Genomic DNA, 12,748 nt, shown 5'->3' on the forward strand with positions numbered 1-12,748 from the left:
CTGGATAACGGCACCGGCTCGGGGAACGCCCGGGAACCACCCGGTTCGCGAAGGGCGAAGCCTGTGTCGAGTGGCCCGCGCGCCCGCCGTCGAGCGCGGTGGGATCGGGCTCGCCCGCATCACCTGGAGGTACCCGTGAACAGCGTCGACGGATGGGGAGACGACGTCTACCAGCCCGACGGATCCGAGGTACAGGACGACGCGGGGCTGCTCGACTCCGAGGACACCCTGCTCTCCGACGGTGTCGGTGACCCGCTCGACCGGGGCTGGTCCCCGCCGGAGCGGCCGTGGGCGGTGGAGCATTCCGGGGTGACCGCCGCGGAGCGCCGACAGGGCGAGACTCTGGACCAGCGCCTCGCGGAGGAGATGCCCGACGTCACCGAGCCGGATGGAGACGGCATCGGCGACTGCCAGGGCACCGACGGCGAACCCTGGGACAACGAAGTGGGCGCCAGCCGCTCCGGTCGTCTCGTCGCCCCCAATGAAGGAGCGCACGAGGACGACGAGAGCGGGCTGATCGCCACCGACGTCGGCATCGACGGCGCCGCGGCCTCGGCCGAGGAGGCCGCGATGCACATCGTCGACGAGGACACCGCGTCCGGCTGACCGGCCCCCGCACCTCTCCCTCAAGGAGCACCCATGCAGCAGGACAAGCACCCCGACTACCGCGCCGTCGTCTTCCGCGACCGCGCCGCCGGGTACGCCTTCCTCACCCGGTCCACCGCGACGAGCGACCAGACCATCGAGTGGGACGACGGCGAGACCTACCCGGTCGTCGACGTCGAGATCTCCTCGGAGAGTCACCCCTTCTACACGGGCAAGGCCCGGACCGTGGACTCGGAGGGCCGGATCGCACAGTTCGAGAGGCGGTACGGCGGTGCGGGGCAGGAAGCGGGCAAGGACGGGACGGCGTGAGGGGGTGCCCCCCGCGCTCGGGCGCGAGGAGCCGGCACTCCTCCTCGGGCGTGCGGGGCTGACGCTCTCGCTCAGATGACGTTGAGCGCCGCCGCGCAGCCCACTCCGCCGAGCAGCATGAAGACCGGCATGAGCACCTTGAGCTCCACCCAGCTGCCGGCCCGGAAGCGCATCGCCTTGGGCGGGCCGATCGGGTACCAGCGCTTGCGGCCGATCGGGATGGGCCACAGGACCGGGCAGCCGGACACCGTCAGCGCGTCCCCGATGTCGTGTACCAGGGCTCCCAGGACGATAGGCAGTCCGAGCCACAGGTACTCCTGGCCCGGTGCGGTGAACAGCCAGTCCGAGCCGTTGCCCGGCTTGTCCAGGACTCCGGCGAGGATCCAGGCGCTGGTCGCCGCCAGCAGCCAGACCAGGACGTCGCTGCTGGAGCCGCGGGCGGCCCGCCACAGCAGGCCCTCGATCGCGAGCACCATGTGCACGAAGAGGATGGCCAGGACCGCCCAGCGGCCACCTGTGATCGCAAGGGCCGCGGTGCCCGCGCCGATCATCACCGCCCACAGCCAGGTGTGCGTCAGCGTGCGATGGCCGCCGTTGCGCCGTGGGTCGCCCGGCTTGCGGGTCGACTTGTAGACGGCGTACGAGAGCTTGTCGACGATCTCGCACAGGGTCCGTGAGACGGGCCCGAAGGCCCGCGAGATCGTCGCCGCCTTGTGGTCCAGGTCGGGGGCGAGCGCGGCACCCGCGCAGATCAGGGCGCCGACGAGGAGGACCGGCCAGGGCATCGTGTGACCGGCGGCGGCCGCCGCCGCTCCGACGCCGAGCCAGGCCGCGGCTCCCGAGAGTGAGTGTGCTGGTCCCATCATGGCCGTTCCCCGCCCCATTCTTCTTTCGCCGCTGTCCAGTTGCCCGCATACGCTGACGCTTCGTCGGCGCCACAGCGTAACGGTCGTGATCTTCGGACGAGCATCCGATTCCCCCATCGAGCGGGTTGACAGGCAAGATGGGGGCGTGACCCTTATCGATCAGCTGCCGCAGACCGCAGATCCCGACGCCCTCTACGAAGCCTTCGAGTCGTGGGCCGGAGAACGCGGTCTCACGCTCTACCCCCATCAGGAGGAGGCGCTGATCGAGGTGGTCTCGGGTGCGAACGTGATCGTCTCGACGCCCACCGGCTCGGGTAAGAGCATGATCGCCGCGGGCGCCCACTTCGCCGCGCTCGCCCGCGACGAGGTCACCTTCTACACGGCGCCGATCAAGGCACTCGTCTCGGAGAAGTTCTTCGAGCTGTGCAAGATCTTCGGCACCGAGAACGTCGGGATGCTGACCGGCGACGCCTCCGTGAACTCCGACGCCCCCATCATCTGCTGCACCGCCGAGGTGCTGGCGTCCATCGCGCTGCGGGACGGCAAGCACGCCGACGTCGGCCAGGTCGTCATGGACGAGTTCCACTTCTACGCGGAGGCTGACCGCGGCTGGGCGTGGCAGATCCCGATCCTGGAACTGCCACAGGCGCAGTTCATCCTGATGTCGGCGACGCTCGGCGACGTCTCGATGTTCGAGAAGGACCTCACCCGGCGCACCGGACGGCCCACGTCGGTGGTCCGCTCGGCGACCCGGCCCGTGCCGCTCTCCTACGAATACGTGCTGACCCCGCTGACGGAGACGCTCACCGAGCTGCTCGCGACCAAGCAGGCTCCGGTCTACATCGTCCACTTCACCCAGGCGCAGGCCGTGGAGCGGGCGCAGGCACTGATGAGCATCAACATGTGCACGCGCGAGGAGAAGGACCAGATCGCCGAGCTGATCGGCAACTTCCGCTTCACCACCAAGTTCGGCCGCAACCTCTCCCGGTACGTACGCCATGGCATCGGCGTGCACCACGCGGGCATGCTGCCCAAGTACCGGCGGCTGGTGGAGAAGCTGGCCCAGGCCGGTCTGCTGAAGGTCATCTGCGGCACGGACACCCTCGGCGTCGGCGTCAACGTCCCGATCCGCACCGTGCTGTTCACGGCGCTGACGAAGTACGACGGCAACCGGGTGCGCACGCTCCGTGCCCGTGAGTTCCACCAGATCGCCGGCCGTGCCGGGCGCGCCGGATTCGACACGGCGGGCTTCGTGGTGGCGCAGGCGCCCGAGCACGTCATCGAGAACGAGAAGGCGCTCGCCAAGGCGGGCGACGACCCGAAGAAGCGCCGCAAGGTGGTCCGCAAGAAGGCTCCCGAGGGCTTCGTCGGCTGGACGGACAACACCTTCGAGAAGCTCATCGCCTCCGATCCCGAGCCGCTCACCTCCCGCTTCCGGGTCACCCACACCATGCTCCTGGCGGTGATCGCCCGGCCCGGGAACGCCTTCGAGGCGATGCGGCATCTGCTGGAGGACAACCACGAGCCGCGCAAGCAGCAGCTGCGGCACATCCGGCGGGCGATCGCGATCTACCGCTCGCTCCTCGACGGCGGCATCGTCGAGAAGCTCGACGAGCCGGACGCCACGGGCCGCATCGTGCGCCTCACCGTGGATCTGCAACAGGACTTCGCGCTCAACCAGCCGCTGTCGACTTTCGCGCTCGCCGCGTTCGAGCTGCTGGACCCCGAGTCCCCCTCCTACGCCCTGGACATGGTGTCCGTCGTGGAGTCCACCCTGGACGACCCACGGCAGATCCTCGCGGCCCAGCAGAACAAGGCACGCGGCGAGGCCGTGGCGGCGATGAAGGCGGACGGCGTCGAGTACGAGGAGCGCATGGAGCGGCTCCAGGACGTGTCGTACCCCAAGCCGCTGGAGGAGCTGCTCTTCCACGCCTACAACACCTACCGCAAGAGCCACCCGTGGGTCGGTGACCATCCGCTGTCGCCGAAGTCCGTCATCCGTGATATGTACGAACGGGCCATGTCCTTCACGGAGTTCGTCTCCCACTACGAGCTCGCCCGTACTGAGGGCATTGTCCTGCGCTACCTCGCGAGTGCCTACAAGGCGCTTGAACACACCGTCCCGGACGACCTCAAGTCCGAGGACCTGGAGGACCTGATCGCCTGGCTGGGCGAGCTGGTGCGCCAGGTCGACTCGAGCCTCCTCGACGAGTGGGAGCAGCTCGCCAACCCCGAGGAGATGACGGCCGAGGAGGCCCAGGAGAGGGCCGACCAGGTCAAGCCGGTCACGTCGAACGCCCGCGCCTTCCGTGTCCTCGTCCGCAACGCGATGTTCCGCCGCGTGGAACTCGCCGCACTCGACAACGTCGACGAACTCGGCGAGATGGACGGCGAGTCCGGCTGGGACGCCGACGCCTGGGGCGAGGCGATGGACAGGTACTGGGACGAGTACGAGGACCTCGGCACAGGCCCCGACGCCCGTGGCCCCAAGCTGCTGTCGATCGTGGAGGAGCCGCAGAACGGTCTGTGGCGCGTCCGTCAGACCTTCGCCGACCCGAACGGTGACCACGACTGGGGCATCAGCGCGGAGGTCGACCTCGTGGCCTCCGACGCGGAGGGTCGCGCGGTCGTCAAGGTCACCGACGTCGGTCAGTTGTGAGCACAGGAGAATCCCACACATGACGAACCCAGCCGAGAGGCTCGTCGACCTGCTCGACCTGGAGCAGATCGAGGTCAACATCTTCCGTGGCCGCAGCCCGGACGAAAAACTGCAGCGGGTCTTCGGCGGCCAGGTGGCGGGCCAGGCCCTGGTGGCGGCCGGGCGCACCACCGAGGGCGACCGGCCGGTGCACTCGCTGCACGCGTACTTCCTGCGCCCGGGCCGGCCGGGCGTGCCGATCGTGTACCAGGTCGAACGGGTCAGGGACGGGCGGTCGTTCACCACCCGTCGCGTCACCGCCGTGCAGCAGGGCCGCACGATCTTCAATCTGACCGCCTCCTTTCACAAGCCTGAGGAAGGGAGCTTCGAGCACCAGCTGCCGCCGGCCCGTGAGATCCCGCACCCGGAGTCGCTGCCGACGGTCTCGCAGGAGATAACCGAACATCTGGGCGCACTTCCCGAGTCGCTGGAGCGCATGGCGCGCCGTCAGCCGTTCGACATCCGGTATGTGGACGGACTGCGCTGGACCCCGGAGGAGATCAAGGACGCGGAGCCGCGCAGCGCGGTGTGGATGCGTGCCGTCGGGCCACTGGGAGACGACCCGCTCGTGCACACGTGCGCCCTCACCTACGCGAGCGACATGACCCTCCTGGACGCCGTCCGCATCCCGGTGGAGCCGCTGTGGGGTCCGCGCGGCTACGACATGGCCTCGCTGGACCATGCGATGTGGTTCCACCGGCCGTTCCGCGCGGACGAGTGGTTCCTGTACGACCAGGAGTCGCCGATCGCGACGGGCGGGCGTGGGCTGGCCCGCGGGCGCATCTACGACCTGGAGGGACGCCTGCTCGTCTCGGTCGTCCAGGAGGGGCTTTTCCGGGCGCTGTAAGGATGCAGGAATGGACGCGGCCCCTCGGGAAGAAGCCGTCCGGGGAGGACTCGTCAGGGCGTCGCGGGCAGGAGCGCCCTGTCAGGGGTTTCTGCGGCGCAGCCACCCGAGGCGCCTCCGTGGCCGCTCGGGCTCCATGCTCGGGGCCCGGTCGTCGAGGGCGGCTTCCAGCGGTCGCGAGGCCGGAGCCGCCGCGGCCGAAGGGGAGACCGGCGTCAGCGGGGCCTTGGGGGTCGGGCGGGGTGCGGGGCGGAGCTCTCGGGCCTCGACGAGTGCCTGGCCCAGGTCGGCACGGAGCCAGCTGATCTCGTCGGGATCCTCGGCCGTCATGATGCGCGAGACGAGGTGCGCGGCGGGAGTGTCCGGCGCGGCGCCGTGGGCGGCCCGCTCGGGCCGGAAGCGGTTCAGATACGCGCGCTCGTACGGGTCCCTGACAATCTCGGCCACCTGAACGGGGTCGAGCAGGGAGGCCACGATCGCGGCCCGCGCCCAGGGGTCCTCGGTCTGCCGCAGCAGGAATCCCATGTGCCGGCCCCGCCAGTTGCGTGGGCGGAGGTCCAGGCCGGCTTCCAGCTGATCGCGGAGTCCCTCGGGTGTACGGCCCTTCAGCAGCGGAGCGTTCTGCTCGTCCGCCCCGAACTGGCGAAGTTCTTCACCCAGGTACAGCCAGACCACAACCCTGTACCGGTTCAGATAGAACTTCACGGGGACCACCAGGCCCAAGCGCGCGAAGCGCGTGAACCTGGCGGCCGTCACGCCCATGAGCGCTGCGCCCTCCGTGGTGCCGACGGCCTTGATGCGTTCCCGCAATGCGTCCGGGAAGCCGTCCTCAGAGCGCACCCGCTCGATCTCCGCACGGGTGACGCGGCGTCCGCCTCCCCCCTCGTCGGGAACGGTGCGGACGCATCCGAGATGCAGGGCGAGGTCGAACTCACCGCGCTTGAGCTCCAGTTCTCGCGCGGCGCGCCCGAGCGACGATGTGGCGGCCCTCGCTGCCGTGGCCTGCAAGGTGGTGGACTGCGAGGCGGTGGACTGCGTGATGGTGTTGCCGGACATGACGGTTCTCCCCCGTGGAGTGAGGTGCTCGCGCCGTCGGGCGCTTGCTTCGAGAAAAACCGTAGCCGGTTCGGCGGATCTCGCGGCGAGCCTGTGGATAACTCTGACCGCGATGACGTATCCGCAGCTCAGAGGTCTACAGAAGACGGACGTTCCGGTTGGCGTACGTCCACGCCGAGGTGTTCGCCGACACGGTTGACGAGCAGTGTCATCTCGTAGGCGACCTGGCCGATGTCGGCTTCCGCGGCGCTGAGAACACACAGACAGCTGCCCGCGCCCGCCGCGGTGACGAAAAGTACCGCGTCGTCGAACTCGATCATCGTCTGGCGCACCTGACCGGCGCCGAAGTAGCGACCTGAACCCTTCGCCAGGCTGTGCAGGCCCGACGAGACCGCCGCGAGGTGCTCGGCGTCCTCACGTCGAAGTCCTGCGCTCGGTCAGGTCATCGAGCAGCCAGCCGAGCCCCGTGTTCTGCGCCATGCTCCATCTCCCCGTGATGCTTTTCCCCCTGGCTGGAGGATCCGACCAGCCAGCCTTCCCCACGGCCGCCCTCCGGGCAAGCAGGATGGGCGCATGGCACAGAAGATGACCGATGAGCAATGGCGGGCCTTCGTCTCCCTGGGCACCCGCACCGGAAAGCTGTCGACCGTCCGCGCCGACGGAAGCCCGCACGTGGCGCCGATCTGGTTTCTGCTGGACGGCGACCACGTGGTCTTCAACACCGCGAAAGAGAGTGTGAAGGGACGGAATCTGGCCCGCGACGGGCGGGTCGCCCTCTGCGTGGACGACGACCAGCCGCCCTTCGACTTCGTGGTGGTGGAGGGTCGTGCCGAGTTGTCGGAGGATCTGGCCGAGCTGCGTCACTGGGCAGCTCGGATCGGCGCACGCTACATGGGTGAGGACCGGGCCGAGGAGCTCGGGAAACGCAACGGCGTGCCGGGGGAACTCCTCGTCCGCGTAAGGATCGAGAAGGTCGTGGCTTGGGCTTCGATGGCGGCCTAGGTCTCTCCTTCGGAGGTCTCGGCCCGATTTTTCCCTGGCCTCAACCCACGGAGTCGAGCAGCCGGGCGGTGTGCACCCGTCCGGCGTACTCCACGAGCCGGATGAGCACCTCCTTCCCGGAGTCGCGGTCCCTGGCGTCGCAAAGCACCACGGGCGTACCCCGGTCGAGGTCGAGGGCGCGGGACACGTCCTGGGCGCCGTAGGCGCGGGCGCCCGTGAAGCAGTTGACGGCCACCACGAACGGGATGTGCCGGTGCTCGAAGTAGTCCACCGCGGGAAAGCAGTCCTCGAGCCTGCGGGTGTCTGCGAGGACGACGGCTCCCAGCGCGCCCTGCGACAGCTCGTCCCACAGGAACCAGAACCGGTCCTGGCCCGGTGTGCCGAAGAGGTAGAGGGAGAGGCCGGACCGGATGGTGATGCGTCCGAAGTCCATGGCGACGGTCGTCGTGACCTTCCGGTCCACGCCGTCGGTGTCGTCCACCGACTGACCCGCCTCGCTGAGCAGTTCCTCTGTGCGTAGCGGCCTGATCTCGCTGACCGCGCCCACCAGGGTGGTCTTGCCCACGCCGAACCCGCCGGCGACCAGTATCTTCAACGCCAGGGCGGTCGTTTCGTCGGCCGAGGCGTCGGAGTTCTCGGAGACCATCGATCACTTCTCTCGGGAGTGGCGGCAGCGGTCGGCGCCGGCCGAACGATGCCGGGTATGCGTCGGTGCGTGTGTGCGCGTGCGTGGAGTCGCGTCGTTCACCTGGATATGTAGAGCCGCGTCGTTCATCTAGAGCGCCCTCAGTCCCTCGATCACCTCGCGGAGGATCCGCTCGTCGGGCAGTTGTGCGGGCGGCACGGGGCGGCTGATGGTGACGCAGCCCAGTTCCAGCAGATCGCCGAGCAGCACTCTGACCACGCCTACCGGCAGGTCCGCGCCCGCGGCGAGTTCGGCCACGGACTGCGTCTCCGTGCGGCACAGGTCGATGAGGGCCCGGTGTTCCGGCCCGAGGAGGGAGTCCTCGTCGACTCCGGGTGCGCCCTTGTCGAGGGTGACCAGGGCGATCAGATCGAAGCGCACTCCGGTGGGGCCCGGTTTGGTGCGGCCGCCCGTCATCGCGTAGGGACGGACGAGCGGTCCCGCTTCGCCGTCGTACCACTGGCTGCCCGCGAGGTCCTCGGTCATCTGCGCCGCCCGCCCTCGGTCATCCGGCGGCGGGCGGCTGCGCGGCGACCCGCGGCGGCGTGTAAAGGTGTTCGCCGACGCGCTTGACCAGCCGCGCCATCTCATAGGCCACCAGGCCGATGTCGGCCGTGACCGCGGTGAGGACGGCGAGGCACGAGCCGTCGCCCGCTGCCGCGACGAACAGGAAGCCGTCGTCCATCTCCACCATCGTCTGACGTACGCCCCCGGCGCCGAAGTGGCGTCCCGCGCCCTTGGCCAGACTGTGAAAGCCCGAGGCGACGGCGGCCAGGTGTTCGGCGTCCTCGCGCCTGAGGCCGGTGGAGGAACCCACCGCCAGTCCGTCGTTCGACAGCACCACCGCATGCCGCACTTCGGCGACACGCAGCACCAAGTCGTCCAGCAGCCAGTCGAGTTCGCCGGATCGCTGGGCGGCCCTCATGCTCGGTTCCTGGATCATGCGGGGTCTCCTTCACTGCTGTCGCTGCCCGCATCGGGGGCTGGAGTGGCGCCGCGACCGGATGTTCTGCCGCCGCCGCGCGCCCAGCCGTCGCGGTAGGCCGCCATACGGTCCCGTACGAGTTCGGGCGTGCGTGTGTCGTCGTTCTGGTGGGCCGCCACATGTGCCGGCTCCTCGGTTCGCTGTGCACGCAGTTGGGGCGCGAGGCTCGCCTGCCGTACGCGCCGTGGGAGGTCGTCGGACCCTTCGGAGTCGTCCGGAGGGCGGTGCAGCCGCAAAGTGGTGACTCCAGGTGGTGGGGTTTCCGGCGAGCCGTTCACAGGGGTTTCGGACGAGACGTTCACGGGGGCTTCCGACGAGCCGTGCGCTGGGGGTTCGACAGCGGTCTGCACGAGGGGCACGAGTGCGGGTCGTTCGATGGGCGCCTGGACGGAGTCGTGCTCCGGGGCGGCCGACACACGCGCGTACTCGCGTTCGTCGGGCCTTCCGTCGTCCGCCTTGCGCGGGGAACGTTCCGCCGCGCCTCCGTGCAGCAGCGTGGTCGGCAGCAGGACGACGGCGGTGGTACCCCCGTAGGGCGACGTGCGCAGGTGCACCTTGATGCCGTGCCGGGCCGCGAGCCTGCTGACCACGAAGAGACCGAGCCGGTCGCTGTCGAACAGGTCCAGCGCCTCGGACTGTTCGATGCGCCGATTGGCCTCGTCGAGTGTCTCCTTGCCCATGCCGAGCCCTCGGTCCTCGACCTCCACTGCGTAGCCGTTGCCAACCGGTTCGCCGGTGATGCGGACGCGGGTGTGCGGCGGGGAGAACTGCGCCGCGTTCTCGACGATTTCCGCCAGGAGGTGGGTGAGGTCGGCCACGGCGGCGCCGCCGACCGCTGCCTCGGGCAGCTGTCGTACCTCCACGCGCGCGTAGTCCTCGACCTCGGACACGGCCGCGCGGACCACGTTCGTCAGCGAGACCGGCATCCGCCAGGCCCGGCCGGGTGCGGCGCCGGAGAGGATGATCAGGCTCTCCGCGTGGCGCCGCATCCGGGTGGTGAGGTGGTCGAGCCGGAAGAGGTCACTCAGTTCGTTCGGGTCCTCGGACCTGCGCTCCATGCTGTCCAGCAGGCTCAGTTGGCGGTGTACGAGGACCTGGCTGCGCCGGGCGAGATTGACGAAGACTCCCGAGATCCCGCTGGCCAGTTCCGCGCGTTCGACGGCGGCGCGCAGGGCGGCCCGGTGCACGGTGCCCAGGGCCTCCGCGACCTGTCCGGTCTCGTCCTCCGAGGGTGGTCCTGGCGGAGCCTCCGCGCGGACATCGATCTCCTCCCCCGCGCGCAGCTTGCGCATCGCCTCGGGCAGCTTGCGTCGAGCGATCTCGAGGGCGCTGTTGCGCAGGAGCACCAGTTCGACGACGAGGCCGCGTCCGATGCGTACGGAGATCACGAGCGACGCGGCGACGGCGGCGAGACCGAATACGACAGCGGCGCCGGCGGGTGTCAGCAGACCGCGGGTCAGGGGGTCGGCCCGGTCCGCGACACCCCGGCCCGCCTTCGCCTCGATGGCGCGCATAGCGTCCTGCACACGCGCGTGGGCGGTGTTCCAGTCGGCTTTCGATGCGGCGTCGACGGCGTTTCCGCCGGGCCTTGACGCGGGCACCTTGTCCTCGACGGCGCGTACGTCGGCGTACGCACTCCCCGTCACGAGGTCGCGCCAAGAGGCCTGTTCGGGTCCGCGCAGATCCGCGACGGCGGCGTCGGTCAGGGTCCGGCGGGTGGCGACCGCCCCGGTGAACAGCCGCAGTCGCTCACCGTCCAGGGTGCCGGCGAGCCGGGCACCGGACAGCACGGTGTCCTCCTGGGCAAGCGCCTCGCCGGCCCGGGAGAATTCGAGGAGTACGCGCGCGTCGGAGCCGAGGTCGGCATCCTGAATACCAGTGAGGGCGCCCCCGACCGCGAAGGCCGCCGAAATGGTCCTGGTGTACTGCCCGTATGCCTCTTCCCATCCGGCACGGCGCTCCAGTACGGCGGCGCGCAGGGGCCCCAGGCTCTCGGCCCCTTTGACGAAGGCGTCGAGCCGTCCGGCCACTCCGGCGGGCAGGCCGGCGCCGTCGGCGACGGTGTTGTGGGCGCCCAGTCGCAGCTTCGCCACGGCACGGTCGGTGCGTTCCGCCAGCGTCTTGAGATCGCTCTGTGGCTCGGCGGACGGGTCGGTCGCATGGCGGACGGCGGCCACGCGCTCGGCCTGGAGCGCGGCGACGGCGTCGTCGACCGGGGCTCGGACCGTGGAGTCCACACGCTGCAACTGCCGCAGTCGCGCGACGTCCTGGGCGGTACTCACCGTGGCGTACGCCCACAGGGCGAGCAGCGAGACGACCGGCACCATGAGCAGACAGACGATCTTGGCCCGCACCGTACGGGGGCGTACACGCCATCGTCCCGCGCGCGCGGATGCCTCTGACGGCGTCCCTGTGGCGTCCTCGTCGGGGTCGGTGTACTCGTCGGCGGGCGGTCCCGCGTGGGCGCGGCGACCGCGCTGCGGGGGTGGGGCCGGCGGCTCGGCGCCGGCTGCGGGGGTCCTACGGGGTGTACGCATGGCCTCCTCGCTCGGAGTGGTTCGGGGCGTGTCGTCCGAGCCGTCGTGGCTCGGGCCCGCCACTAACGGGCGACGCTCTCGACCGGCCGCTGGGCCGATGCGGATGCCTCGCGCTCGCGGGCTGTCGGGGACAGCGCGACGAATGCCGAGGTCAGGAAGAGATAGGACCCGAGGCCGACGGCGAGGGGAAAGATGAACTGCATCGCCGTGGCCCCGGGAAGAGCCTCCCCGGAGGGGCTGACACGCACGCTCACCGCCATCATTCCGGTGTAGTGCATGCTGCTCACCGCCCCACCCATGACGAGGGAGGCGGCGGCGACCGCGACGGGCGACCTGATGTTGAGTGCCGCCCACAGGGCCGCGGTGGCCGCGACCACGGCGATCACGACGGAGAGCCCGACGAGCACCGGGTCGTAGCGCACGGCGCCGTGCAGCCGCAGCGCCGCCATGCCCAGGTAGTGCATGCTCGCGACGCCGAGTCCGGTGGTGAGTCCGCCGAGGACGAGCGCACGGCCCCGGTCGCGGCCGTAGCCGACGGCGAAGACGCCCGCGCCGACGACGACCATCGCGACGAGCAGACTGAGGATGGTCAGCGGCACGTTGTACCGCATTTCCGTACCGCTCACACTGAAGCCGAGCATCGCCACGAAGTGCATCGTCCAGATGCCGGTGCCGATCGCGGAGGCCGCGGTGAGGAGCCAGTTGCGGCGCGAGCGCCCAGTGGCGCCGAGCGCGCGGACCGTGCAGCGCAGCCCCAGGGCGGCGCCGATGGAGGCCATCGCGTACGACAGCACGGGGGTCAGCCAGCCGAAGGCGGCGTGGTCCAGGTGTCCCATGGCTCAGGGACGCTAGTCCGCGCAGGGGCGCACAAAGGGGGCGCATTTCGAAAGGTGTTGAAATATGACACAGACAGGTACGTAATCGATCGCCTGACGCTCGAACGTGTGCACAGCGTCGTACTTCGTGTCGGTGAGAGATCATGCGGAACATGAGCGACGACCACACACATGTCCAGGAGTTCTTCACGGCGCGCGCGGCCGACTGGGACGCGCGGTTCCCCGACGACGGGCCGGCCTATGCGGCGGCGGTCGGCGAACTCGGCCTGCGCGAGGGGGACCGCGTGCTCGACGCGGGCTGCGGAACCGGGCGGGCGCTGC

At 70.0% G+C, this 12,748-nt stretch carries 12 protein-coding genes and 2 pseudogenes; 6 read left to right on the plus strand and 8 right to left on the minus strand.

The annotated features are described in order from the left end of the window. Positions 1-135 precede the first annotated feature (135 nt). Both ABZ656_RS14445 and ABZ656_RS14450 read left to right on the plus strand, forming a co-directional pair. Positions 136-606 carry a DUF5709 domain-containing protein gene (locus ABZ656_RS14445; protein WP_360267859.1) on the plus strand — a complete coding sequence of 157 codons (471 nt, stop codon included), beginning with the start codon at positions 136-138 and terminating at the stop codon, positions 604-606. Positions 607-639: 33 nt separating this feature from the next. Further along, positions 640-915 carry a type B 50S ribosomal protein L31 gene (locus tag ABZ656_RS14450; RefSeq protein WP_101407656.1) on the plus strand — a complete coding sequence of 92 codons (276 nt, stop codon included), beginning with the start codon at positions 640-642 and terminating at the stop codon, positions 913-915. A gap of 71 nt (positions 916-986) precedes the next feature. Here ABZ656_RS14450 and ABZ656_RS14455 read toward each other — a convergent pair whose 3' ends face one another. Then, entirely contained in the window at positions 987-1,781 is a 795-nt protein-coding gene (locus tag ABZ656_RS14455; RefSeq protein WP_101407657.1) for a metal-dependent hydrolase, read from the minus strand. A 145-nt stretch (positions 1,782-1,926) separates the two neighbouring features. On the opposite strand from ABZ656_RS14455, the gene ABZ656_RS14460 reads away from it, so the two are divergent. Then, complete coding sequence (locus ABZ656_RS14460; protein WP_101407658.1) at positions 1,927-4,440, plus strand: DEAD/DEAH box helicase; 2,514 nt, start codon at positions 1,927-1,929, stop codon at positions 4,438-4,440. Between the two features lie 19 nt (positions 4,441-4,459). Further along, complete coding sequence (locus tag ABZ656_RS14465) at positions 4,460-5,326, plus strand: acyl-CoA thioesterase II (RefSeq protein ID WP_101407659.1); 867 nt, start codon at positions 4,460-4,462, stop codon at positions 5,324-5,326. An 81-nt stretch (positions 5,327-5,407) separates the two neighbouring features. Here ABZ656_RS14465 and ABZ656_RS14470 read toward each other — a convergent pair whose 3' ends face one another. Beyond that, entirely contained in the window at positions 5,408-6,382 is a 975-nt protein-coding gene (locus tag ABZ656_RS14470; RefSeq protein ID WP_101407660.1) for a DUF6397 family protein, read from the minus strand. 128 nt (positions 6,383-6,510) lie between these two features. After that, positions 6,511-6,862, minus strand: a pseudogene (locus ABZ656_RS14475) (roadblock/LC7 domain-containing protein). A gap of 93 nt (positions 6,863-6,955) precedes the next feature. Here ABZ656_RS14475 and ABZ656_RS14480 point away from each other — a divergent pair. Further along, positions 6,956-7,384, plus strand: a complete 429-nt coding sequence (locus ABZ656_RS14480) for a PPOX class F420-dependent oxidoreductase (protein ID WP_101407662.1) — start codon at positions 6,956-6,958, stop codon at positions 7,382-7,384. Between the two features lie 40 nt (positions 7,385-7,424). Here ABZ656_RS14480 and ABZ656_RS14485 read toward each other — a convergent pair whose 3' ends face one another. The 5 genes from ABZ656_RS14485 to ABZ656_RS14505 all read right to left on the minus strand — a co-directional run bounded on the left by ABZ656_RS14485 (position 7,425) and on the right by ABZ656_RS14505 (position 12,427). Continuing rightward, positions 7,425-8,030, minus strand: a complete 606-nt coding sequence (locus ABZ656_RS14485) for an ATP/GTP-binding protein (protein ID WP_095856070.1) — start codon at positions 8,028-8,030, stop codon at positions 7,425-7,427. Between the two features lie 129 nt (positions 8,031-8,159). Next, positions 8,160-8,555, minus strand: a complete 396-nt coding sequence (locus ABZ656_RS14490) for a DUF742 domain-containing protein (protein WP_101407664.1) — start codon at positions 8,553-8,555, stop codon at positions 8,160-8,162. Positions 8,556-8,574: 19 nt separating this feature from the next. Then, positions 8,575-9,012, minus strand: a complete 438-nt coding sequence (locus ABZ656_RS14495) for a roadblock/LC7 domain-containing protein (RefSeq protein WP_101407665.1) — start codon at positions 9,010-9,012, stop codon at positions 8,575-8,577. Continuing rightward, on the minus strand, positions 9,009-11,591 hold the full coding sequence (locus ABZ656_RS14500) for a nitrate- and nitrite sensing domain-containing protein (RefSeq protein ID WP_360267868.1): 2,583 nt from the start codon (positions 11,589-11,591) through the stop codon (positions 9,009-9,011). Before ABZ656_RS14500 ends, ABZ656_RS14495 begins: the two co-directional genes overlap by 4 nt. Before the next feature lie 62 nt (positions 11,592-11,653). Then, a complete protein-coding gene (locus tag ABZ656_RS14505; RefSeq protein ID WP_101407666.1) occupies positions 11,654-12,427 on the minus strand; it encodes an MHYT domain-containing protein in 774 nt (257 codons plus the stop codon). Positions 12,428-12,579: 152 nt separating this feature from the next. Between ABZ656_RS14505 and ABZ656_RS14510 the strand changes: the two are divergent. Further along, positions 12,580-12,748 (plus strand): annotated as a pseudogene (locus ABZ656_RS14510) (SAM-dependent methyltransferase); the annotation flags it as partial.

It is taken from the genome of Streptomyces sp. NPDC007095 (assembly GCF_040634475.1).
Classification (GTDB): domain Bacteria; phylum Actinomycetota; class Actinomycetes; order Streptomycetales; family Streptomycetaceae; genus Streptomyces.

Bases quoted from the DNA above. Each gene is read 5' to 3' on its own strand.
- ABZ656_RS14470 (WP_101407660.1), bottom strand. From the start codon at position 6,382: ATGTCCGGCAACACCATCACGCAGTCCACCGCCTCGCAGTCCACCACC.
- ABZ656_RS14480 (WP_101407662.1), top strand. From the start codon at position 6,956: ATGGCACAGAAGATGACCGATGAGCAATGGCGGGCCTTCGTCTCCCTG.
- ABZ656_RS14490 (WP_101407664.1), bottom strand. From the start codon at position 8,555: ATGACCGAGGACCTCGCGGGCAGCCAGTGGTACGACGGCGAAGCGGGA.
- ABZ656_RS14485 (WP_095856070.1), bottom strand. From the start codon at position 8,030: ATGGTCTCCGAGAACTCCGACGCCTCGGCCGACGAAACGACCGCCCTG.
- ABZ656_RS14495 (WP_101407665.1), bottom strand. From the start codon at position 9,012: ATGATCCAGGAACCGAGCATGAGGGCCGCCCAGCGATCCGGCGAACTC.
- ABZ656_RS14455 (WP_101407657.1), bottom strand. From the start codon at position 1,781: ATGATGGGACCAGCACACTCACTCTCGGGAGCCGCGGCCTGGCTCGGC.
- ABZ656_RS14505 (WP_101407666.1), bottom strand. From the start codon at position 12,427: ATGGGACACCTGGACCACGCCGCCTTCGGCTGGCTGACCCCCGTGCTG.
- ABZ656_RS14465 (WP_101407659.1), top strand. From the start codon at position 4,460: ATGACGAACCCAGCCGAGAGGCTCGTCGACCTGCTCGACCTGGAGCAG.
- ABZ656_RS14450 (WP_101407656.1), top strand. From the start codon at position 640: ATGCAGCAGGACAAGCACCCCGACTACCGCGCCGTCGTCTTCCGCGAC.
- ABZ656_RS14500 (WP_360267868.1), bottom strand. From the start codon at position 11,591: ATGCGTACACCCCGTAGGACCCCCGCAGCCGGCGCCGAGCCGCCGGCC.